This is a genomic window from Flavobacterium sp. B167r, from assembly GCF_056824315.1.
This window is the reverse complement of the sequence record NZ_CP124859.1, coordinates 5063544-5087988: the sequence shown is the minus strand read 5'-3', so window position 1 is coordinate 5087988 and position 24445 is coordinate 5063544. Positions and strand designations below refer to the sequence as shown.

The following is a 24445-nucleotide window of genomic DNA, read 5'->3' as shown; positions in this document are numbered from 1 at the left end:
ATTTTTCTTGTTCTTTTTGTTAAATTTTAAAATAAAACCTACTCATAAAAGCCTCATTAATAAAGAGAAACTAATGTTTCGGCGAATTTATTAATAATAAATTAATATTTTTTTGATTTTCATCTATGACAAAACCCATTTCTAACTGTCTTATAATAAAACAAGACAAAATTTCGTGTTGTAATTATGAATGAAACTGAATTTCTAGAACTGCTTAAAAGACATCAAAATGACACTTTATCTCATGAAGATAAAGATAAACTCGATGCTTGGTATTTGCATAAAGCTTCAAATAGTAAGAGGCAGCTTAGCGAATACGAACTAGCAGATAGTTACGAACATTTGAAATCTAGACTTCCATTAGTGAAGCAAACTCACGTAATTAATCTTTGGCCGCGTGTTGCGGCTGCGGCATCAATTGCTTTGTTATTTGGTGCAGGATTATTCTATTTTACAAAATCGGAATCGGTTGTAAAACAAGAAAGTATTCAAGTTGTTGAAAAACCGAAGGAAATTGCTCCAGGCGGAAACAGAGGAATTTTGACTCTTTCAAACGGAAAGCAAATTATACTTTCAGATATTTCTTCAAAAGATATTATTGCTAAAGAAGATCAAGATGAGGTAACTATTAAAATGGATGCCAACGGAGTGATTACTTATGTCATAAATCCAAATGCTGAAACTTCAAAAGAAGATGAGAATTCATTCAATACACTTTCAACTCCAACTGGCGGACAATATAATATTGTTTTGGCAGATGGTACAAAAGTATTCTTGAATGCTGTTTCGTCTATCAAATATCCAACTCAGTTTAATGGTAATGAAAGAATTGTTGAGTTAGAAGGAGAAGCTTACTTTGAAGTTGCTAAAAATAAAAACAAGCCTTTCTTAGTAAAATCAGACAATCAAACAATTGAAGTTTTAGGGACGCATTTTAATGTTCATGCGTACAATAATGAATCTGCTGTAAAAACGACATTATTAGAAGGAAGTGTTGCGGTTTCTTCTAAAAATCAAAAAGCAATTTTAAAACCAGGACAACAATCAAATGTGTCTGAAAGTTCTAATAAAATTGCAGTTAAAGAAGTCGATACCGAAGCAGCAATTGCTTGGAAAAACGGCCGATTTAAATTTGATAATGCCGATTTGAAATCAGTAATGAAGCAATTGGAACGCTGGTACGGAATTAAAGTAGAATACCGCGGTGATGCCTCAGACGTTAGATTTAACGGAGGTACATTTAGAAATAAAAATTTGTCTGAAGTATTAAAAGTGCTTGAGCTAAGTAATATAAAATTTAAGATTGAAGGAAAAACGATTATTGTCTATCCGTAAGATCTTTATTTAACCGATTATATTGAGTCTATAAACTAAAAAACCAGAGGCAGTTGCGATGCTTCCGGTTTGTTTAAAAGTTTATAGCCAATATAAGTTGTCCACTATTGTTTAACTATAACCAATGTAAATGTATGAAATTAAATTTACAACCAAAAAAACCTTACAAAAAACTTAAAAAAAAGATTCCTAGAGTTTCTTTTTCGGCTAATCTATTGATAATAGGCGTGTTTATGCTATTGTGCAGTTTTACTGGGCAAGCGCAGAGCATCACCATAAATTTTAAAGATGCACCTCTTGAAAAAGTTTTGAAAGAAGTGGCAAAACAAGCCAATTACGAAGTGCTTTATACACAGAAACTGCTTAAAGATTCAAAACCTGTTAGTATTTCTGTTAAGAATGCGACTTTGAACGAAACTTTAAGCCAAGTTTTTAAAAATCAGAGCATAAAATATACGCTTACTAACCAAACGATTGTTGTTACTGCTCCAAAAGAAAAAAACGAGAGCGTGGGAAACGGATTAATCGATATCAAAGGAAAGGTAGTAAATAATAAAAATGAATCGTTTCCGGGGGTAACTGTTACTATTGGAGGAACTAACAGAACGAGTATAACCGACTTTGATGGTAGTTTTTCTTTTGATAAAATTTCACCAAATGCTGTTCTTGAATTATCTGGATTAACGATAGAAAATAAATCTTTTGGTATTGGAGGGCGAACAGATTTTACCCTTGTTGCTGAAGATAAAGTGGCTGCAATGAAAGAAGTTGTGGTAACGGGTTATCAGACAATTGCAAGAAGTAATTTTACAGGAGCAATTTCTAAAGTTGATGAAAAAGTATTAAACGAAAATATCAATTCTAACTTATCAGGCGCAATAGAAGGACGTGTTGCGGGTTTGATGTTTCAGAAAAATCCAAACGGACTTGGATCTGATACGCCTATTTTGAGAGGTATCGGTACTTTTTCCGATAATGTGGGCTACAGTCCGCTTATTGTAATTGATGGTCTTCCAAGTGAATTGACTTTGGATGAAATTAATCCGTATGATATTGAAAGCGTTGACGTTCTAAAAGATGCAGCAGCAGCGTCTATTTATGGTTCGAGAGCTGCAAATGGTATCATTGTTTTAACTACAAAAAAAGGAAATGGTAAATTAAAAGTGACCATAAACTCAGATTTCTTTATTTCATCAAAACCAAATTTGAGAGATATGAACTATGCTTCAACAAGCGATTTGATTGACTTTGAACAAGCAGTTTATAATAGAGAAAGAGCCAGATTTGCAGATACTGCAACAATGTTTAGCAGTTATGGAGATATTGGAAACAGCAATACAAAATACTACAGTCCGCTTTACCAGTTAAACAGAAATCTGGAAGAGGGAAAAATCGATAATGCTACTTACGACGCGACCCTTTCACAATGGAGAAAGAACGATTACAATAAAGATTATCGTGATAATGTTTGGCAAAATGAATTAAGACAGCGTTATAATGTTGCTTTTTCGGGAAGCACAAGCAAGCAGAATACGTATGTTTCGCTTAATTATGATGAATCGCAAGCTCGTGTAAAATACAATAAAGGACGTTCGTTTAACCTTTATGCAAAAAGTAGTTTTCAGGTAAACAACTGGCTAAATGCTACATTTGGAGTAAATGGAACTTATAGTAATGATGAAGCGACCGAATATGATCTTGGCAATTACGATATTCAAAAACGATACGAGCGTATTACCGACGATAACGGAAATTTGGTGCAATCAACAGGTGTAGCAATTAAAGATGGCTTTACTTCTAGTGGCGCTATAAATCCAGCAATGGTTGATAAATTAGCAGGTTTAACAGGATTCAAATCTTTAAATTTTAATGTTTTAGATGCACTTAAAGAAGGTATTGAAGAACGAAATTCATTAAGCTTAAGAACTTTTGCTAACATAAAAGCAAAACTATATAAAGGGTTAAGTTTTAATACACAATTTCAGTACGAAGTAAGAAAAAACGATAGCGAACAGTATCTTGACGTTAATTCGTATAGAATGCGTTATGCGATTAATGCATTGACAGGATACAATCCGACTACAAATACCTACACATACGTTGATGGTTTTTCTACAGGAGGACGATATGAGCAAAATAGTTCTCAGGCAAGTAATTATTCTTTCAGAAATCAATTAGATTTTAATCAAGAATTTGCAGATGGCAAACATTCTGTTAATGCTTTGGTAGGTACAGAAATGCGTGAGACTTATGTTCCAAGAACTATCGAACAGGTGCGATATGGTTATGATCCGGTAACTCTAAGTTCTGCGGTATTAAACAATCTTGCATTAAGTCAAACTGGAGTTTCTAGTTATATATATGGAAATAACCGTACACTGGCTGCTTTGGGAAGATCACAGACAGAAGTTTTGCACCGTTACTTTTCTATTTTTAGTACGGCGAGTTATACTTATTTATCTAAATATAACATTACAGGAAGTTACCGTGTAGATAAAGCCGATTTATTTGGTGTTGATCCGAAGTATAAAAACCGCCCATTATGGTCTGCAGGTTTAGGATGGAACATTAGTAATGAAGAATTTATGAAACCAGTGAAATGGGTGAGTATGCTGAAATTAAGATCAACTTACGGTATCAATGGAAATGTAGATCAAAGCACAACGCCTTATATTACTGCAACTCGAAGAAACGATAACTTGTACCAGTCTTTACAATATACGAATATTACTTCGCAGCCAAATCCGATGTTAAGATGGGAAAAAACACAAAGTTTAAATTTTGGTGTGGACTATAGTTTATTCAGAGCCAAATTAAATGGTTCGATCGATGTTTACCGTAAATACAGCAGCGATTTATTGGCGACCACAGATCTTGATCCTACTGTTGGTGCTTTATCAAGAAGAATTAACGCAGGAGCATTATTAAATAAAGGGATCGAGTTTACTGTGGGTTCTGAGTGGTTTAATAATGGTAGTCTTCGCATCAATTCTAATGTCGTTTTTGCTTTCAACAGAACAACGGTGCAAAAAGTAACAAGAGCAGAATCTACAGCTTCGGTTTATGTTTCTTCTCCAACGAGTTACTTTGTAGAAGGCGATTATTTTAATAGTATGTATGCTTACAAATATGGCGGAACGGTAAATGGTTATCCTTATGTTTTGGATGAAAATGGAAATCCGTCTATCACTTTTGATGAAAATGGAAATCCAATTTCAACAAGCATAAAAACAATTACAAATCCAGCTGCTTTAGAAAATGTGGGTTCATTAATGCCAACTTACACAGGTTCATTGTCACAACGTTTTTCGTACAAACAATTTGATTTGAATTTCTTATTTGTTTTCTCTGGTGGAAACGTGATGCGTAAAGAAACCCTTGACATGAGTTCTGATAACGTAAATCTTTCTGGTATTACAGATCGTTACACCAACACGAATAGAAACGGCAATACTCGTTTGTATGTAGATTTAGACGAAAGTGTTAGAAACTATGCTGGAACTATGAGCAGCCAATGGCGATATTCAACTGCAAATGTTGTTGATGGTGATTATATTAAATTGAGAAACGTTTCTTTGGGTTATAATTTGCCAAAGTCTTTCGCAAATAAAATTAAGATGGCAGCAGCGAAGTTCACTTTCCAGATGAATAATATCTGGTACTGGAGCGCAGCTGGAAACCGTATCGATCCAGAAGTTTATAGTGCAAATTCTGGTGTACGCAGTTTACCATTGCCAAAAACATATTTATTTGGCTTTAATCTTACACTTTAAAAAAATGAAACAGATATATATAACATTACTGTCTGTGATGATGCTAACAGTTTCATCATGCGACGATTATACGGAAATCACACCAAAAGGAGCCTTAGTAATTGAAACTCCAGAACAATTTCTAGACTTAGTGTCTCTGCCAAATAGAGGTTATCCAATCAATAACTTTCAATATTTGTCAGACGACCAATGGATGAGAGAAACTAATGTAATCGGAAGAACGCCAAACATCGATATTATTAATTTTACTTTTGATGAAAGTATTGATAGAGTTTCGTTGTTGACAGGGTCAAGTTTTTACAATCAAGCTTACAGTTATATCAACAGATGGAATACGATTATTTCATTAGTTGATGATAGTAAAGGAGATACAAATGTGAAACAATTAGCGAAAGCTGAAGCTAAAATTTTTAGAGCTTACGATCACTTCCTTTTAGTAAATACGTATGCAAAAGCTTATGATCCACAGACTGCCGCTACAGATGGGGGAATTTGTATAATGGATAAATTTGATCTGGAATCACAGCCTTCAAAATCTACTGTTGCACAGGTTTATGATTTCATTCAGAGAGATATTGAAGACGCATTGCCATTCATTAAAGAAAAACCAAGCGATGTTTATCATCCATCATTAGCATTTGCGTATGCGTTTAAAGCTAAAGTGCATTTGTTTAAACGTGAAATTGCTAAAGCTCAAGAAGCAGCAGAAAAATCATTAAGTTATAACAATCAAATATTCGATTTAGTAGCTTACAACAAACAGGGCGGACCAACAGCAGTTCCAGTTCCGGCGGCAAGTAACGTAGAAGTTTTGAGTTACATGTACATGACAGGTTATAACGAAATGAACTTTGCTCAGAGTTATATCATTAGTCCAGAACTAAGAACTTTATTCGGAATAAACGATGGACGTTTCAATTTGTTTTTCAACTCAACAAGCACAACAAACTTAGATCAAGGTTCAGGCACCGCTTACTGGGGTACGCAATATACTAGATTTTTTTATCCAACCGTGGGGATGAAAACAACAGAAGTATATTTAATTCTAGCAGAATGTTATGCGAGAGATAATAAGTTTGCCGAAGCAGTTGCTGTTTTAAATACATTAAGAGCAAAACGTATTCTTTCTGGTACTGTTGATTTGACGGTTCCAGCGACAAGAAAAGAAACAATGGAATTGGTAATTAATGAAAGAAGAAAAGAATTGCTTTTAGGATTTAATCGTTTCTTTGATCTTAAAAGATTAAATATTGAAACTGAATATGCAAAAACGATTACACGAGTATTTCCAATTGTAAATAAAACTGTTCCTCAAAAAACTTATACCTTGCAGCCAAATTCTCGATTATACATAATTCCGTTTCCTTTATCGGTTTTACAGAAAAATCCGAAATTGACATTAAACACAGACGAAAAAGTTCCATTTTAATTTAGATGAAAAAGTTAATTATATTCCTAATCATGCTGTCGGCTTGGCAGCATGGTTTTGCTCAGACTCCCGAAAAAAAAGCAGATAGTACCAGCGCACAGCCAAAAGGCATGCAGGCTTACAATAAAATTATTACCGATAAAGCTAAAAACAAATCGGGTCTTTTTACGGTTAGCCAAGTTGATGCCAAATATTACTTTCAAATTCCAGACAGTTTATTTAATAGATACATGCTGGTCGTAACGAGGTATCTTTCAACGCCAGAAGGTTTTGGAACTTTTGGTGGAGAAAAAGCCAACGAGCAGACTATCTATTTTGAAAAAGGTTTGAATAATACGGTTTATTTAAGATCTCTGCAATATAGACAAGATGTTCGTTCTGCCGATTCGATGCTGGCAAAAGCATTAGAAGGAAGTAACGAAAATCCGATTGTGGCTGCTTTTCCAATAAAAACAACTAATCCAGATACCAAAGATGTGGTTATTGAAGTGACAGATGTTTTCAAGAAAGACAATGCCATGTTTTCTATCGGAAGTCAGGAGAAAACGGAAAAAAAATTAACTTCTCTTGCTGATGACAAATCTTTTGTTGAAAGCATCGATGCGTATCCAATTAATATTGAAACAAAAACAACAAAAACCTATACAAGTTCGACAGCAAGCAGTGGAAGTATCACATTACGATTGAACACATCGATTGTATTGCTTCCTAAAACACCAATGCGCAAACGTTTCTTTGATGAAAGAGTTGGTTATTTTGCCAATAAATATGTTTTGTTTGATGATGATGAACAGAGTGCTCAAAAGAAATTTATTGTACAGCGTTATCGTTTAGAACCAAAAGAGAAGGATATTAAAAAATATTTAAAAGGTGAATTAGTCGAACCAAAGAAACAGATTGTTTACTACATCGATCCTGCAACTCCAAAAAAATGGAGACCTTATTTAATTGCAGGTATCAACGATTGGCAGAAAGCTTTTGAAGCGGCAGGTTTTAAAAATGCCATTGTAGGTAAAGAATGGCCAGAAGACGATAAAACAATGAGTTTGGAAGATGCAAGATATTCGGTAGTACGATATTTAGCTTCTGAAACGCCAAATGCTTACGGACCAAGAATTAGCGATCCGAGAAGCGGTGAAATTATGGAAAGTCACGTTGGATGGTATCATAATGTGATGAAATTAGTTCAAAGATGGTACATGATTCAGGCTGGACCTTTAGATCCAAGAGCGAGAAAAATGCATTTGGATGATGAATTAATGGGACAATTAATCCGTTTTGTTTCTTCTCACGAAATCGGTCACACGATTGGTTTACGTCATAATATGGGAGCGAGCAGTGCAACTCCAGTAGAAAAATTGCGTGACAAAAAATGGGTGGAAGAAAACGGACATACGGTTTCTATTATGGATTACGCTCGTTTTAATTATGTAGCGCAGCCAGAAGATAATATTAGCCCAAAAGGTCTTTATCCGAGAATTGGAAGTTATGATAAATGGGCTGTTGAATGGGGTTACAAATATTATCCAAATACTAAAGATGAGTTTGAAGAAGAAAAATTATTAGCCAAATTAACGACTGATAGTTTAACGGCAAATCCGAAATTATGGTTTGGAGGAGAAGGTAAAGACGAAGATCCGCGCAGTCAATCTGAGGATCTTGGAGACGATGCAGTTCTTGCCAGCGATTACGGAATTAAAAACTTAAAGCGTGTTGTGCCTCATCTTATCGAATGGACCTATCAGCCAAACGATCCGTACGATAATTTAGCAGACATGCACAAAGCAGTAGTAAGACAATATGGTTTGTATTTGTATCACGTTCTGAAAAATATCGGAAACAATTACGTTACAAAACGAACTGTCGATGAAAAAGGAGCAGTTTACAAACCAGTTCCTAAAGCAAAAGTAAAAGCTGCGATAGATTATTTAGGAAGACAATTGTTTGTTTCGCCACTTTGGATGTATCCGCAAGAAATTGATGATTTGATTGCTTTAAAAAGAGAAGATCAAATTTCAGACCAGCAAAATCAGGTTTTAAATATGTTATTGAGTTCAGGAATGCTTTATAATATTAACCTTAAATCAATGCAGTCTGAAGGAGCTTATACGGTTCCAGAGTTTTTGAACGATGTTGAGCAAACAGTTTGGGTGAAATTTAGCGGAGACGAAAAACAAGATTTTTACAGAAGAGGTTTTCAGCGTGGCTACATCGAAAAATTAGGCATGCTTTTGTTACCGAAAGAATTAGAACCTGGAAAAGCAGCAAATGCAGCACAGCGAAGTGATGTGAAATTGTATGCAAAACAGCATCTTCTAAAATTAAAAACAGATATTGAAAAATTAAAAGCTTCAGCAACAGGAATCAATAAAGATCATTACGAAAGCATTTTAATAGACATCGATAAAATTATTACCAAATTAGATAAACCTACATCATGAAAAATTTATTAGTTATAGCATTCCTTTTCTTTAGTTTTTTAGCGCAAGCACAACTAACTTCAAAAGAAGAAGTAACGCCTGAATTAGTTGCAAAACGCGAAGCAGAGAAAAAAGAAATCACAAAAAGTTATTTGGCTTTAAAAAATAGCTTTTTAACTTCAGATAGTTTAGCGGTTGTGAAAAATGCAGAAGCATTTAAAAGTTCTTTAAAAAACTTTAGGTTTAAAAAATTAAGCTTAGAAAATATGAATGCAGCTACAACTTCGAGAAAAGAAATTATCGAATTGGCAACGGCATTAACAGCAACAAAAAACATCAACAAACAGCGCAAGATTTTTGAAACTCTTTCAGTAAAATACTGGGATCAGGCTTCAAAATTCAAACCTGTTGATGAGACATTATATTTACAAGTTTGCCCAATGACAGGCGCAGTTTGGACAAGTGACAGTAAGGAAATTAAAAATCCATACTATCCAAAAAATATGTTGACTTGCGGTGAAATAAAAGCAAGTTTATAGTTTTTTTAATTTGAATTAGTTTGATAAATGCGGTATTCTTTGTAGGGAGCCGTATTTGTTGTTTAAGGCAAATACCACTTATTAATAAAGGAAAATATAAAGTTTGATTAAATAAAAAAAAGTCTGTAAAAATTAAGTTTACAGGCTTTTTTTGTTTAATAACAGGAAAAGGGCAAGGTATATTTTTTTCACCCTTTGAAGAAGATATTAAATTAAGATTCCTTTTCAATAGAAGCTTGAAGCATCAAATAATGAAGATCTATGTTTTGCACAAAGGGTTTTAATAATTCACTTCCTGGACCGAACATTGCCAATTCAACATAATCTCCGGAGTGATCCATACTAATCCATCCTACATTATTATGTTTTTTCTGGATTTCTGAATAGGCCTTAAAGGGCAATTTTTTATAATTATAAAGCCCATCTTCTTGCTTTTCTAATCCCGAATAGAAATTCAATAAATGTTTAGCTTCATCGTCTGTAAGACTGATATTATTGGTTTCTTTAATCCAGTCTTTAACTTGCTGCAAATTAAAATCGGCATGGATAGAATTTAGAATATATTCATTAGTGTATTTATAATCTGCAATACTGTTGAAATTTTTAACTGCGTCAGCACCGTATATAAGACCAGGATTTGCATTTCCGTGATCTGTTGTTATAATTACCAGTGTTTCTTTGTCTTTTTCAGCAAAATCAATTGCAGTTTTAACCGCTTCATCAAAAGCAAGCTGATCGTGAATCAAAGCCGCAATATCATTTGCATGCGCAGCCCAATCTACTTTTCCGCCTTCAATCATCAATACAAAACCATTTTTATGGTCTTTCATCTGATCAATAGCTGCGGCGCTCATTTCTGCTAGAGTCGGTGACTGCTGTAACTCTTCGATGCTGTTTCTATCAATAGTGTACGGAAGTGCACCAGTGGTAAAAACCCCTAATGTTTTCTCGCCTTTTTTGATTTTTTCTAAATCTGATTTTTGTTTTAAGACCTGATATCCCTTATTTTCATAAATCTTATAAATATCTTTTTTATCAGCTCTTTTAGAAGGATTAAAAAACTCATCGCCACCTCCCATCATAACATCTAGTCCAAGATTGGCATACATTTCGGCAATTTCATTTTCAGCATTTCTGCTGTCTGAATTCACGCAAAAGCCCGCTGGCGTAGCATGAGTTATGGTAACTGTAGTAACACAGCCCGCTTTTTTTCCTTCATTCTTAAATTTCTGCCAGATAGGAAGATATTTCTCGCCATTTGGACCAATATTCAAAACACCATTTTTAACACGATGCCCGCCTCCAAAAGATGAACTTGCCGCAGCAGAATCTGTCACAGCAGAACTTGCAGATGCGGTGTCCATCAATGCTCTCGAAACTTTATTCTCTTTATATAGATTCATCCAGTTTCCATTTTTTCCTAAAATATTTTGCGAGTAAAGATTTGCCATTTGAAGCGTTCCGGAGCTCATTCCGTCGCTTATCAGAAAAATTATGTTTTTTGCTTTTTTCCCTTTTTTAGTTATTGCCTCTAAATCATTTGAAAGAATAACGGATGGACTAAGAGTAAATAGTCCTGCTAAAACTGATGAGCCTTTTAAAAATCTGCGTCTGTTCATTGTGCTTTAATTAGTAGAAGTAAAATAAAAGTATTTCTATGTATAATGCGGTTTTCACTGCATTAAATAATTGTTTTGTTTCGATAAACAGAATTTATTGCTATAAAACTATATAAAGAATACCAGCTCTAAATGAGCTGGTTTCTCTTTAAAACAAAGTACAAATCGTAATTTTATTCCGCTTTTGACATATTTAAGGTCAAAGTTGTTAAAAATTCAAGTCCAGTCGTTGTCAGTGCTTTAACGGTGATTTCATATGCGCCAGCTGTTAAGGAAGTGCTTTTCTTTACGGTAATTGAACCTGTTTTTTCGTTTATAGAAAATATATTTTCGGTATCGGTAAAAAGCTGACCGTCTTTTTTAATTCCGTTAATGGCAAATGATGATTTGTAGGCTTCAGGAGAAAAAGCTGGTGTTACAGATACGTATCCGTTTGATAAGGCAATATGAAGATTGTTCAGCAGTATAGTTAGATCATATTCCGGGTAATAAGTACCATAAAAGAATTTAATTTTTGGAATAAATATCACTCTAAATGTAACAGATGCTACAGGAAATCTGTCCTTAAGAAGCACTGGAGTAACATCATACGCTTTTTCGGCTTTTTTATCAGGATCTCCCGCATTATCAGTAAGTTTTAAAATATTCGAACTAAGCGAAACCTCTGTTCCAATAGCTGTTGGATTATCAATAGCCCAATTTGTATCAGTCTGAATATTTTGAGCTGCTTCAAGTTCAAAGTTAGCCTGATCACCATACATTACATAAGCAACTGGAATTGAAGCTTTGCTGTCGATGCCTTTAACGGTCAGTTTTGCAGGAGTAATTTTTAAATCGATAGTTTCTTTACCCTGAAAGTTTTGGCTAGCAGAACTTACGTTAAGAGTAACTTTATAACTCTCAGGCAGTTTTATGCCATTTGTTGAAAGCGCATTATTGGGATAAAGTAAAGTGCTATTTACGCTAATTTTTCCAGTTTCCTTATTTACAGTAACAGCTTTTGAAAGTTTATCATTCAAAAATTCAGTTGAATTCACTTTTACATTTTCATTAAGACTGAAGTCTAAAGTTATTTGAACATCAGATGCGCCTAAAATATTCGATGGAAGATCAATTTCTTGTTTTTCTCCATAGACAATAGAAGATGATGGCGTAAGTTCCATGTCAATTTGTTTTGGAGGTGTTTCCTCATTGTCACTACTACAAGATGTGATTGATAAAGCCAGAAGAGCTGTAATTAGGAGTCTGGCAAAGTTTTTCTCTTTTTTCATAATTAAAATTTTTGCCAAAAGTATATTTTAAAATTTACTATCGCAACAAAGTTGCAATATTTTATCGCAATATTGTTGCAATAATATTTTTTAACTATATATTTGCGACCATTATTTATTTAAATTCAGCATTCATGCAATTTAACCCCCATTTTTCATATCTATTTTTCTTTGCTTTTAGCCTAAATGCATATTCGCAAAACAAACCGACCGACAGTATTAAAACGAACGTATTAAATGAAGTTGTAATCAGCAATATCGGCAAATCGGAGGTATCAAATGCTCGGAAGATTTCTCGAAAAGAAATTTTGAAAAATCAGTCATCGACTTTAGGAGATGCATTGAGCCATGTTCCTGGAATTCAAAATTCGTATTTCGGACCAAATTCGGGAGCAGTAGTCATTAGAAGTCTTAGTGGCAACCGCGTAAAGGTGCTCAATAACGGAATGGCAATGAATGATCTTTCAGGAATCAGTCCAAACCTTAATCTGATTACTGATTTTGATAATCTGCAAGAGATTGATATTCATATTAATGACGGTAATGTTCTTTTTGGAGGAAGAGCAATTGGCGGTGCAATCAATCTTAAAGACAATACAATTCCGAAAGAAAAAGAGCCTAAATCCCTTTCTGGGTTTGTTCGGGCAGAAGGAAGCACTAATCTGGGATATAAACAATCCTTTGATTTAAATGGAAATATCGGAAAAAATTGGGTATGGCACGCAGGAGGCATGAACAGACGAAATGACGATATTAAAATACCTGGAAATACCAAAGCGCCAATTGCATACGATCCTAAGATTGATGATTTAACTTCTGCAATGGCACAGGTGCATGTAGAAAAGCAAACGACAAGAAACCTGACATTGTATCCTTACATCAGTCAGTTTGTTTTAGAAAAAATGAATAATCCGCAGTGGGATCTGACCGAAGCGGACTTGTACACTTTTGAAGAAAAATCTTTTGTAGATGGTGCTTATGTATCTAATCCTAAAAATAATTTATACATAGCAGGACAGCCCGCAGGAACACCATTATCTACAACTATTGTAAAAAGTATAACTGATTATGCGCCTGTAAAAAAAGGAACAATGCCTAATAGCCATGCCAACAGTTATGCAGTAAATTTTGGAACAGGGTATATTGGCGAAAAATACAGCGTTGGTGTAGGGTATAGAAGAACATACGGCTATTATGGAATTCCGGGTTTTGCTCTTCGCAAACTGCCTGGCCAGACGAATGAGGATGAAATTGAAGGAGAAAACATTTATCTGCCAATAAATACAAAATCTGAGAATAATAGCATTATGATGGAATCTGAATATAGACCACAATCGGCAAATATTTCGGCTGTGAGATTAAATTATATGATGCAGCTTTCCAAAAACAGCGAGCTTATTGGTGATTATCTTGCCAACAAATTTTCTGCTTCACGACATATTGTTAGGATAGAAGTAGATCAGAAACCCGTAGAGCTTTTAAAAGGAATATCAGGTGCTGATATTTCGCTTGCAGATATAAATGGAAGCGGAGAGCAGCGATATCTTCCAGATAATAAAAGTAGGGAATATGGGATATTTACCTTACAGCAGTTTGCTATTAAGTTCTTAAAGTTAAATGCGAGTTACCGCCATGACCTCGTTCAAAGAAGAGCAATGCTTACAGAAGGATATAAACCAAGTAGAGGACTGGGCGGAGGAAAGCTTTCTGATCGGGATTTTAATCTTAACCAATTTACTTCTGGAGCGCAGGTAAACATTAACAGGTATGTTTATTTGCGAGGTACTTATTCACATTCTGAGCGTGCGCCAGATGTCAATGAACTTTACGCTGGCAATAATCATTTTGCCATTATTTTGGAAGAAAACGGAGATGACAGATTGAATAAGGAAACAGCAAAGATCATGGAGTTTGAAACGGGATTTACGTATGATGGAGCAAAGCTTTCCATTACTCACTATCGTACGAGGTTAGATAATTATTTATATCTCGCCCATACAGGAATTGCACGTTCAGGAGGGTTTTTAGTAAAGGAATGGCGCCAATCTGATACCGAATTGAACGGGTGGGAAGCTGAAATGACGTGCAATAAAAAAATAAATAAAAATTTAAATATTCAGTTGGGGTCGTACTTTGATCTGGTTAAAAATGTGAATGTCTCTAAAGACCATATGAGAGACTGGGCTGAGGGAGATTATATGCCCAACATGCCTACCAGCAGGTTTGGATTTTCAGGAGGTTTTGTTTTTAGGAGGTTAGAATTCAATGCCTCGTTCGACCGCTATCTAGAACAGCGCTATCTTGGCAAGAACATTAATCCAGAACCGCCAATGCCTGCCTATTCGCTTCTTTCTGCAAGAATGGCCTACAATATGATTTTTAAAGATTATAGAATAGAATATTTTGCGGCCGGAACCAATTTGCTTAATGTGGAAGCTAGACCACAGAACTCTTTTTTAAAGTATTTGGCGCCACTGCCTGGGATCAATATCTCTTTTGGATTAACAGTAAGTATCTAATCATAATCGTTTAGATCAAAAATTATAATCTTTATGGGTTAATTTTTTTCAGGACGAGACAAACATAAAAAAAAGCCTGTAAACAAATAGTTTACAGGCTTTTTTGTGGAGTCGCCGGGAATCGAACCCGGGTCCAAACAAGCAACTAAAGAGCTTTCTACACGCTTATTTCCTGATTAGATTTTCGATGTTAAGCTAGGCCAGAAACAGCCACCGAACACTTATCTTCTTAAGTTTCGAAATCCACCCGAAGCTCATGGAAATCTAGGTTTATTTTTACGGTTCCCCTGAACGGAACGCCACAAACCAAGGCTTTCCAGGAGAATCCAGCTTCTCTACCTTGTAGAGACGTGGCGCAATCTTACTATGATTCGGATTATGCAGCTAAAGCGTAATTATTTTCGCCGTGTAAAAGTTTGAGATCTTATATTTACGAGCAAGGTCTCAATGCTCGACGTGCTTACTGTTCAATTCGACTTGCTGTCAAAACCAGTCGACCCCAAAAATAAGTCTGCAAATTTAGAGTATTTGAAATTACTTTCTGCTAAAATTTTCAGAAAAATTAGAAAGTCAAAAGTGATAAAGTCGAAAATTGCAAAGTCGCAAGTTGTAAGTTTTTTAAAGTCAAATGCTTGCGATCTGTTGTGTCTTTTTTTGTTGTTTCCGAAATTTTGTATTTAATAAAAACAAATTCAATATTTATAGTCGCTTTAAGACTTTCGACTTTTGACTTTATGACTATTTTATTCTTCTTCTTTAAAATTAAAAGGGTAATCCCCAAAGATCGGAGCTAATTTACGAACCGCATAAGTATTTCGAGTCATTTTATTAGATAAAGCAATAATCGTTACTCCTTCATTCATCAAAGTAATATAAGACGAAGTGTTTCCGTGCCACCACCCATTATGAAAATAGTAATTCTGACCCGTTTCCCAATTAATCATTCTAATTCCTAGGCCATAATTTTTAGTTCCTTTGCGTTCATTGCTATAACCCGTATAGACTTGTTTCAACAATTCAGGTTTTAAGAAATCTGTAGATTGTCTTGCTCTGTCAAACTTTAAAAGATCTCTCGCAGTAGAGAAAATATTTTTATCTCCGTAAACATTATCTAGATAATCAAAACCAATTTCTACACCGTTACCTTTATAAGAAGGAACAATCTTTTTTCTGTCTTTATCATCATCAAAAACATAAGTGTGAGTCATTCCAAGCGGTTTGAAAATCATTTCAGACATGGCTTCTTTATAACTTAAACCAGTAATTTTTTCGATAATAAGCGCCAACATTGCATAATTGGTGTTGCAGTAGCTAAAACGCGTTCCTGTTTTAGATTCTAAACCAATATCTTTTGTTGCTAAAATATCTAGAATATCTTTATTCGTCAATTGATTATGTCTATCCCAAACCGATTTATCGTGATCTGTGAAATAAGCATAATTACGCATTCCTGTACGATGAGATAGTAACATTCTAATAGTACATTCTTCGTAAGGGAAAGTTTTTAAAATAGTATTTACTTTTTGGTCCAATTCGATTTTACCTGCATTAACTAATTTTAAAACCGCTGTAGCGGTCAAAACTTTACTTACCGAAGCAATTTGTACAGGTGTTTCTGGTGTTATTTTGGTTCCTTCATTTTTATTGGCAAAACCATTATATCTTTCAAATAAAATCTGTCCGTCTTTGGCCACCAAGAAGCTTCCGTTCATGTTATTATTGGGCCAATTTTTATTGTAAAAGTGATTTATTCTGCCGACAACCGAGTTTTTATAAGCCTGAGAAACTTGTTTTTCTGTACCTAAAGGCTTCATTTTAGGTAATGTATCTTCGACTGTTTGAGGTATATCTGGTGTTGTTGTTTTGTTTTGACCACAAGAACTTAAAACTAGTATAGAAAAAAGTATTTGTGGTATCTTTGTTTTTTTAAGGAAAATCATTTGCATCGTTCTTTAAAAACAAATATATCGAATTCAATTTTGTTGTTTTCTCAGTTCTGAGGCTTTAATTTGTGTTTTTTAACATATTTTTAAGAATTAAAAATTTTAGTTGTTTGTTTTTCAGATGCTAACAGTTTTTGAACATTTTAAATAGAATTTTAGAAACAAAAATTTAACTAAATTTGTTATATTTGAAACAAATACTGTGTAAAAAGTTATATTTTAAAATATTAAAAAATCAGTTTAGATGAAATTTGGAATCATAAAAGAAAGAAAAAATCCGCCGGATAGAAGAGTTGTATTTTCACCAAATGAATTGACAAGATTAAAACAACTTTATCATGATGCTTCTGTAAAAGTTGAAAGTTCTGATATTAGAATTTTTTCTGATAATGATTATAAAAATATGGGAATCGCCGTTGCAGATGATGTATCTGATTGCGATGTTTTATTTGGCGTAAAGGAAGTTCCTGTAGCAGATTTAATTCCAAACAAAGCATATTTCTTTTTTTCTCATACTATTAAAAAGCAGCCTCATAACAGGAAATTGCTTCAAGCTATTTTAGAAAAAAATATCAATTTATACGACCACGAAACAATTGTAGACGAACATGATCGCCGTTTAATTGGTTTCGGAAGATATGCCGGAATGGTTGGCGTTTATAATGGAATTCGTGCTTTCGGAATTAAATTTGAATTATTCAAACTTCCTAAAGCAGAAACGCTTTCAGGAAAAGAAGATTTGATCAAGCATTTAAAACGAATTACAATGCCGGCGCTAAAATTTGTCGTTACTGGAACAGGAAAGGTTGGGAGCGGTGCGAAAGAAATTTTGGATGCCATAAAAGTAAAAGAAATTACGATAGATAATTATTTGACTAAAAAATATGCTCAAGCAGTTTATGTTCAGTTAGATGTTTTAGAGTATAACAAGAGAAAAGACGGGCAAGTTTTAGATTTTGTAGATTTTGTAAATCATCCAGAAGAATATGAATCTGATTTTGAAAGATTCACGAAAGTGTCGGATATTTATTTTGCAGGACATTTTTATGCAAGCAATGCTCCAATGATTTTAACTAAAGAAATGCTGAATGAAAGCGACTGTAAATTGAAAGTAGTAGCTGATATTTCTTGTGATGTTAACGGGCCAATTGCTTGTACAGTTCGTTCTTCAACAATTGAAGATCCTTTGTATGGTTATTTTCCCTTAGAAGATAGAGAAATAGATTTATTTCATCCAGCAGCGGTTGCAGTAATGGCGGTTGATAATCTGCCATGCGAAATTCCAAAAGATGCCAGCAAAGGTTTTGGAGAACAATTTATGGAGCATGTAATTCCAGCTTTCTTCAACGGAGATAAAGACGGAATTTTAAAACGTGCCAAAATCACAGAAAACGGAAAATTGACGGAAAGATTTAGTTATCTGCAAGATTATGTAGACGGGAATTAAGTTATAAATTATGAATTATAAGTTATGAGTTTGTACTCATGATGAAAAAAGGCAGAAACTGGATGTTTCTGCCTTTTTAGTTCATAACGTATGATAACTTATAATTTATAATTCATAACTCATAATTTCAATTTAGACCATATCTTCAGGTTTTACCCAAGCATCAAAATCTTCTGGAGTTACATAACCTAAACGAACAGCTTCTTCTTTTAAAGTAGTTCCATTTTTGTGTGCTGTTTGAGCAATTTCTGCGGCTTTGTAATATCCGATTTTAGTATTTAAAGCTGTAACTAGCATTAATGAATTATCTACCAATTCTTTAATTCTTTTATGATTTGGTTCGATTCCTTGTGCGCAATGTTCGTCAAAAGAAACACAAGCATCTCCTAATAATTGTGCCGATTGTAGAAAGTTGGCTGCCATTACAGGTTTAAAAACATTTAATTCGTAATGACCTTGCATTCCTCCAACAGCAATTGCCATGTCATTTCCGATAACTTGAGCGCAAACCATTGTTAAAGCTTCACATTGCGTTGGATTTACTTTTCCAGGCATGATAGAAGAACCAGGTTCATTTTCAGGAATATGAATTTCACCAATTCCAGAACGAGGTCCAGAAGCCAACATTCGAACATCATTTGCGATTTTATTTAAAGAAACAGCTAATTGTTTTAAAGCTCCGTGTGTTTCTACAATTGCATCGTGCGCTGCAAGGGCTTCAAATTTGTTTTCTGCCGTTATAAAAGGGTGATTTGTAAATTTCGCAATATATTCAGCAACTTTTACATCGTAACCTTTTGGAGTGTTTAATCCAGTTCCAACGGCAGTTCCGCCTAAAGCAATTTCAGATAAATGCGCTAAAGTGTTTTTTAAAGCTTTTAATCCGAAAGCCAATTGAGCCGCGTAACCTGAAATTTCTTGTCCGAGAGTTAAAGGCGTTGCGTCCATTAAGTGTGTACGGCCAATTTTTACAACGTCTTTATATTCTGCTGCTTTTTTGGCTAAAGTAGCATGAAGTTTTTCAACTCCTGGAATTGTCGTTTCTACGACCATTTTGTAAGCGGCGATATGCATTCCGGTTGGAAAAGTATCGTTTGAAGATTGTGATTTGTTTACATCATCGTTGGCTTTGATGAATTGTTCTCCTTCGCCAATTTCAAAACCTTTAAGAACTTGAGCTCGGTTAGCGATTACTTCGTTAACATTCATGTTGCTTTGCGTTCCAGAACCTGTTTGCCAGATTACCAACGGAAATTGATCGTCTAGTTTGCCTTCTAGAATTTCGTCGCAGACTGCTGCGATGGCATCTCTTTTTTCGATTGGTAAAACGCCTAAATCGTAGTTTGCATAAGCAGCAGCTTTTTTTAAGTAGGCAAAACCTTCTATGATTTCTTTTGGCATTGAACCTGAAGGGCCGATTTTGAAATTATTTCTGGAACGTTCTGTTTGCGCACCCCAATATTTATCGGCTGGGACTTGAACTTCGCCCATGGTGTCTTTTTCAATTCTATATTTCATTATGTTGTATGTAAAATGTTATTCGTAAAATGTAAATTTTAAATTAAAACTTCTTTTGAAAATGAGTCTCTTAGCCCTGATGGGAGCGGCATCCTTTTGTGCAGGGGTTCAGCACAAAAGATATAGTGGACAGCAGGAAACAGCTCCTGAAAAATATTGTGAATTTCTATCAAGTCTTTATCTAAGAGGTTTCGCATTCGAAAAAAAGCTTATTTAAAATGAGTATAAATATACGGATAAATGTTATTTAACGAAAATTGATTTAGATTTTATTGCTGAGAAACAATATATAGCCTACATTTGCGGTAACATTCAAAAATTCCGGAAAACATGTTTGAATTTTCACAGTACTTAGGCTTTTTACTTTTCTTAACCATTCTTACTATAGGATTTTGGTTAATGTTTTTCTTAGTTGGTTTCGTATCTTATTGGGTTACGGGAGCAAGCTGGGAAATGATCAAAGAAAAAAGAGCCAGAAAAAGACAAGAAGAACAATCTATTTAATTTTAGATTGATGTCATAAAAAAAGGACCGTTTTTACGAGTCCTTTTTTTTGTGCCAATAAGAAAATATATTTCCAATTGATTGGATAAATTTTAAATAAAAAAAATCCAAATTCCAATTTAGAAGTTGGAATTTGGATTTTTTTTTGATTTCTCCAGTTTTGGAATTTGGATTTTTTATATTGGAATTTTAGCCTGGAAAGTCTCCACCGCCTTCGCCGCCACCATCATTTTTAGGCTGTGCATTTTTATCTCTTTCGCCTTTTGCTTTGTTGAAACGGTAAGTGAATGATAAATTGAACTGACGTTTACGGAATTGGAATTCGCTATAAGAATTTACATTATCTAAATATGTATAAGATCTCATTTTTCTAGAATTGAAGACATCGCTAATGTTGAATGCAATTGTCGCTTTGTCTTTCATTACGTCTTTACTGAAAGCTGTATTCATTCCGAATTGACCTAAGTTTTTACCCTGAGCAGTTTTTTGCTCTCCGTTGTACATTGCAGTCAACTGCCAGTCAATTTTATATGGAAGAGTTACTTTAGAGTTTACTCTTGCAAACCAAGAATTGGCTTGATTGTCTAAATCTTGAACAATTTCATTTCCTTGTGTGTCAATGTAACTGTGGCTTCCGGTTGTTTTTACGTTGAAAAAGTTAAAATTACTGTTTAATTTCCACCATTTATATGGCGTGTAATTGAATGTAAATTCAAAACCAAATTTTTGCTCTTTTCCTAAGTTAATAGGTTGACTTTTAATAACTGGAATTCCGTTAACTTCATCGCCCGTAGGAGATCTTACAAAGCTGAAAACATCTTTTGTGTCTTCAAAATAAGCAGATGTATTAAAAGTTACTTTACTCCATCTTTTAATGTAGCCAATATCATATTTATCAGTTAATGAAGGATCTAAGTCTGGATTTCCTTGAAAGATGTTAATGTTACTTGCATAGTTTACGGCAGGGTTCATGAAACGTCCTCTTGGTCTAGACAAACGTTTGCTATAACTTGCAGAGAAGTTGCTTTGATCTGAGATTTCGTAACTAATAAAAGCACTTGGAAATAAGTTGTTGTACTTTTTAGTATTAAAATCGTTTGTATCTAATAGATTAACATGAATGTTTGTGTCTTCCCATCTTAAACCAAATAAATAAGAGAATTTATTTACTTTGAAACCGTACTGCGTGTAAAGCGCCTGTATGTTTTCTTTGTATTCTAATGTGTTAGATAAATTCGGATTTACAGTTCCTGCATCGTCTTTAACAAAATATTCGTTATTCAAATCTCCAAAACTTCCTTTATAACCTGCTTCAAACTGTCCTCCTTTTCCTAAAGGCAAAACATAATCTGTTTGAAATAAAACTTGTTTCTGAATTTGATCGTTTAATGTAGTATCAAATCTTGGCGAATCTGTAATTGTACTATTACTGTCGTCTGTATTTCTTGAAATAGAAAAATCGGCAGTAAGTTTATGTCCTTTATCGTTGAAATTTTTAATCAAATTTGAAGTAAATTCAACGTTTTCACTTCCAGTATCTGCGTTGTTTAAACGATATGTTGTTCCTGTGAAATTACGATCTGCATCGTAGTTGTAATAATTGATCAAATCTCTATCGTCACCAGTATTTTTTTGGTAGTTGATCGCATTTGTCCAAAATGTAGTTGGAGTTAATGTCCATTCTACACCAGCTCTTCCGTTAAAACCTTTTCTAATACGTTCTGTATCTCGATCTTCATCTAAAAAGCTTTTAGTTGAACCGTCTGCATTTAAATATTCAGAATTCGTTTTACCTGCACCTTCTGTTGTTCTGTAGTTGTAGCCAGCAGTTGTGAAGTAGTTCAGTTTTTCGGTTTTATAATTCACATTGGCACTTGCACCATACGTTTCTGGTAAACCCGTTGAAGCAATAAAAGTTCCGTTGAAACCTTGATTTTTTCCTTTTTTAAGAACAATATTGATAATTCCAGAACCTCCTTCAGCATCGTAACGCGCCGATGGGTTGGTAATAACTTCTACTTTATCAATTGCATCTGCAGGAAGCTGTCTTAGAGCTTCTGCCATGTTTATTGCTTGTGAAGGTCTTCCGTCAATTAGGATACGAATATTATCGCTCCCTCTTAAACTTACATTTCCTTCTGTATCAACAGAAACAGATGGAACGTTGTCTAAAACATCGCTTACGCTTCCGCCTTTTACGATCATATCTTGGCCAACGTTGTAAACTTTTTTGTCCAGTTTAATTTCAACAGTCGATTTTTCAGCACGAACTACAACTTCATTTAATTGTGCCGCATCTTCAGATAGATTTACCACGCCTAAATTAGTATCGTCTGTAATGCTTTTTCCTTTAATTTCAGTTGGTTTAAACGAAATAAACTCAACTTTAATATCGTAAATTCCAGGTGCAACAGCAACCTCAAATTCTCCTTTTGGATTTGTTATACCTCCAGCAATAACTTTTGTGTCATTTGGAGCAGTAATCGAAATAGTAGCGTATTCTAATGGCTGTTTGCTTACTTTCTCGAAAACTTTTCCAGTGACTTTTACTTTGTTTTTGCCTCCTGGGCTTCCTTGTTGAGAGTAATTGTAAAAACTTGTAAATAAGAATACAAGTAATACAGCAAATTTGATTTTTTTCATTTTCTGGTTTTTCTTTTTCCTTTAGACGGCAAATGTAGTTTTTGGTTTAAAGAGAGAAATCACAAAAAAATGTTAATAGGATATTTTAGAATCAATCTAAAAAAGAAGCAACCAATTCAGGGTCTCTTCCAATAATGGCTTTTCCATCTTTTACAACAATCGGACGCTCAATTAAAATAGGATTTTCTACCATTGCATTGATAATTTCGTCATTACTCAAAGTCTTGCCTTTATAATTTTCGATCCAGATTTTTTCTTTAGTTCTAATCAATTGAAGAGGCTCCAAGTTTAATTGACTTAATAATGTCTTTAACTGTTCAAAAGTAGGAGTTTCTGTTAAATAAGGAATAATTTCAAAATCTTGGTTCGATTGTTCAATAAAAGCAAGACAGTTTCTAGATTTTCCGCATCTCGGATTATGGTAAATTTGTATCATTTCGTTATATTTAAACGTTCAAATATTTGTAAGATAAAAAAGGGGTATTTTCGCAATATCAAAAGTAAGATTAACTTATCGAATTTGAATTCTCATTTTTTAAAAATTTAGATTTATGTTTTTAGAGCAAGGGATTAATCCCGAAAATAAATTTTGGAAATATCTTTTAGGATCTGTTTTTATTATTTCAGCGTCTTTTGTTGGGCAAATTCCAATTACTGCGGCGGTGTTTTATAAAACATTTAAGGACCACATCGCTTTTCCAACTACCAACGAAGGCGTTATGAAAATGTTCGATCCAAATACAACTCTTTTTCTAGTGATGATTTCTTTTGTTTTTGCTTTTGCAGGAATTTATTTTGTTTTAAAATTTATTCATCATCAAACCTTGTTGTCAGTTACCACTTCAAGGCCTAAAGTAGATTGGAAACGAATTTGTTTTTCTTTTTTTATATGGGCATTCTTTTCATTGCTTAGTTTTTTGTTCGTATATTTAAAATCCCCAGAACAATTTGTATTGCAATTTAAATTAGTTCCTTTTTTGATATTAGCGGTTTTAAGCTTTGTTTTAATACCGATTCAGACTAGTACAGAAGAATATGTTTTTAGAGGATATCTAATGCAAGGATTTGCCAATTTAGCGAAGAACAGATGGTTTCCACTCCTGATGACTTCCGTAATATTTGGTTCAATGCACTGGACAAATCCAGAAGTTGGTAAAATGGGAAATATCATAATGATTTATTATATAGGAACTGGATTGTTTTTAGGCGTTATAACCTTGATGGATGAAGGTATGGAACTGGCGCTTGGATTTCACGCAGCAAACAATCTTGTGGGAGCGTTATTGGTTACCTCAGATTGGACCGTTTTTCAAACTAATTCTATATTTAAAGACCTTTCAGAGCCTTCAGCAGGAATAGATGTGATTTTGCCAGTTGCGGTTATTTATCCTATTCTGCTTTTTATTTTCAGTAAAAAATACGGATGGACAAATTGGAAAGAGAAATTAACAGGAAAAATTAGTAATGTCGAATTAAAAGCTTAAG

General features: G+C 34.1%; 16 protein-coding genes and 1 other RNA gene. 10 read left to right on the top strand and 7 right to left on the bottom strand.

All coding sequences use genetic code 11. The features are described 5' to 3' along the window. Positions 1-186 precede the first annotated feature (186 nt). The 5 genes from QLQ96_RS22150 to QLQ96_RS22130 all read left to right on the top strand — a co-directional run bounded on the left by QLQ96_RS22150 (position 187) and on the right by QLQ96_RS22130 (position 9496). Positions 187-1335, top strand: a complete 1149-nt coding sequence (locus QLQ96_RS22150; RefSeq protein WP_482493289.1) for a FecR family protein — start codon at positions 187-189, stop codon at positions 1333-1335. A 134-nt stretch (positions 1336-1469) separates the two neighbouring features. Next, complete coding sequence (locus tag QLQ96_RS22145) at positions 1470-5108, top strand: SusC/RagA family TonB-linked outer membrane protein (RefSeq protein ID WP_482493288.1); 3639 nt, start codon at positions 1470-1472, stop codon at positions 5106-5108. A 4-nt stretch (positions 5109-5112) separates the two neighbouring features. Beyond that, a complete protein-coding gene (locus QLQ96_RS22140; protein ID WP_482493287.1) occupies positions 5113-6537 on the top strand; it encodes a RagB/SusD family nutrient uptake outer membrane protein in 1425 nt (474 codons plus the stop codon). A 5-nt stretch (positions 6538-6542) separates the two neighbouring features. Beyond that, complete coding sequence (locus QLQ96_RS22135) at positions 6543-8978, top strand: zinc-dependent metalloprotease (RefSeq protein WP_482493286.1); 2436 nt, start codon at positions 6543-6545, stop codon at positions 8976-8978. Beyond that, a complete protein-coding gene (locus tag QLQ96_RS22130; protein ID WP_482493285.1) occupies positions 8975-9496 on the top strand; it encodes a DUF3347 domain-containing protein in 522 nt (173 codons plus the stop codon). The genes QLQ96_RS22135 and QLQ96_RS22130 overlap by 4 nt, the downstream gene beginning before the upstream one ends. Before the next feature lie 212 nt (positions 9497-9708). On the opposite strand, the gene QLQ96_RS22125 is transcribed toward QLQ96_RS22130, so the two are convergent. Next, positions 9709-11115 carry an alkaline phosphatase gene (locus QLQ96_RS22125; RefSeq protein ID WP_482493284.1) on the bottom strand — a complete coding sequence of 469 codons (1407 nt, stop codon included), beginning with the start codon at positions 11113-11115 and terminating at the stop codon, positions 9709-9711. Positions 11116-11288: 173 nt separating this feature from the next. After that, entirely contained in the window at positions 11289-12386 is a 1098-nt protein-coding gene (locus tag QLQ96_RS22120) for a hypothetical protein (RefSeq protein WP_482493283.1), read from the bottom strand. A 134-nt stretch (positions 12387-12520) separates the two neighbouring features. Here QLQ96_RS22120 and QLQ96_RS22115 point away from each other — a divergent pair, with 134 nt between their 5' ends. After that, on the top strand, positions 12521-14905 hold the full coding sequence (locus tag QLQ96_RS22115; protein WP_482493282.1) for a TonB-dependent receptor domain-containing protein: 2385 nt from the start codon (positions 12521-12523) through the stop codon (positions 14903-14905). A 103-nt stretch (positions 14906-15008) separates the two neighbouring features. Here the strand turns inward: QLQ96_RS22115 and ssrA are convergent. After that, positions 15009-15406, bottom strand: a transfer-messenger RNA (tmRNA) gene (ssrA, locus tag QLQ96_RS22110). Between the two features lie 242 nt (positions 15407-15648). Next, positions 15649-16851: a serine hydrolase domain-containing protein gene (locus tag QLQ96_RS22105; RefSeq protein WP_482493281.1), complete on the bottom strand. Its 1203-nt coding sequence runs from the start codon at positions 16849-16851 to the stop codon at positions 15649-15651. A 241-nt stretch (positions 16852-17092) separates the two neighbouring features. On the opposite strand from QLQ96_RS22105, the gene QLQ96_RS22100 reads away from it, so the two are divergent. After that, positions 17093-18295, top strand: a complete 1203-nt coding sequence (locus QLQ96_RS22100) for an NAD(P)-dependent oxidoreductase (RefSeq protein ID WP_482493280.1) — start codon at positions 17093-17095, stop codon at positions 18293-18295. A 132-nt stretch (positions 18296-18427) separates the two neighbouring features. Here QLQ96_RS22100 and fumC read toward each other — a convergent pair whose 3' ends face one another. Beyond that, the gene (gene fumC, locus QLQ96_RS22095) at positions 18428-19813 is read right to left on the bottom strand and encodes a class II fumarate hydratase (protein WP_482493279.1); all 1386 of its coding nucleotides are present in this window, start codon (positions 19811-19813) and stop codon (positions 18428-18430) included. Between the two features lie 61 nt (positions 19814-19874). Here fumC and QLQ96_RS22090 point away from each other — a divergent pair, with 61 nt between their 5' ends. Continuing rightward, positions 19875-20030 (top strand): hypothetical protein, encoded by a 156-nt coding sequence (locus tag QLQ96_RS22090; RefSeq protein WP_482493278.1) that lies wholly within the window; start codon positions 19875-19877, stop codon positions 20028-20030. 113 nt (positions 20031-20143) lie between these two features. After that, the gene (locus tag QLQ96_RS22085; protein ID WP_111288649.1) at positions 20144-20317 is read left to right on the top strand and encodes a hypothetical protein; all 174 of its coding nucleotides are present in this window, start codon (positions 20144-20146) and stop codon (positions 20315-20317) included. Positions 20318-20506: 189 nt separating this feature from the next. Here the strand turns inward: QLQ96_RS22085 and QLQ96_RS22080 are convergent, their stop codons facing one another. Further along, positions 20507-22960, bottom strand: coding sequence for a TonB-dependent receptor (locus QLQ96_RS22080; RefSeq protein WP_482493277.1), 2454 nt, complete (start codon positions 22958-22960; stop codon positions 20507-20509). A gap of 91 nt (positions 22961-23051) precedes the next feature. After that, positions 23052-23396: an arsenate reductase (glutaredoxin) gene (gene arsC, locus QLQ96_RS22075; protein WP_482493276.1), complete on the bottom strand. Its 345-nt coding sequence runs from the start codon at positions 23394-23396 to the stop codon at positions 23052-23054. A gap of 115 nt (positions 23397-23511) precedes the next feature. Here arsC and QLQ96_RS22070 point away from each other — a divergent pair, with 115 nt between their 5' ends. Then, positions 23512-24444 carry a CPBP family intramembrane glutamic endopeptidase gene (locus QLQ96_RS22070; protein ID WP_482493275.1) on the top strand — a complete coding sequence of 311 codons (933 nt, stop codon included), beginning with the start codon at positions 23512-23514 and terminating at the stop codon, positions 24442-24444. Position 24445: the final 1 nt, after the last annotated feature.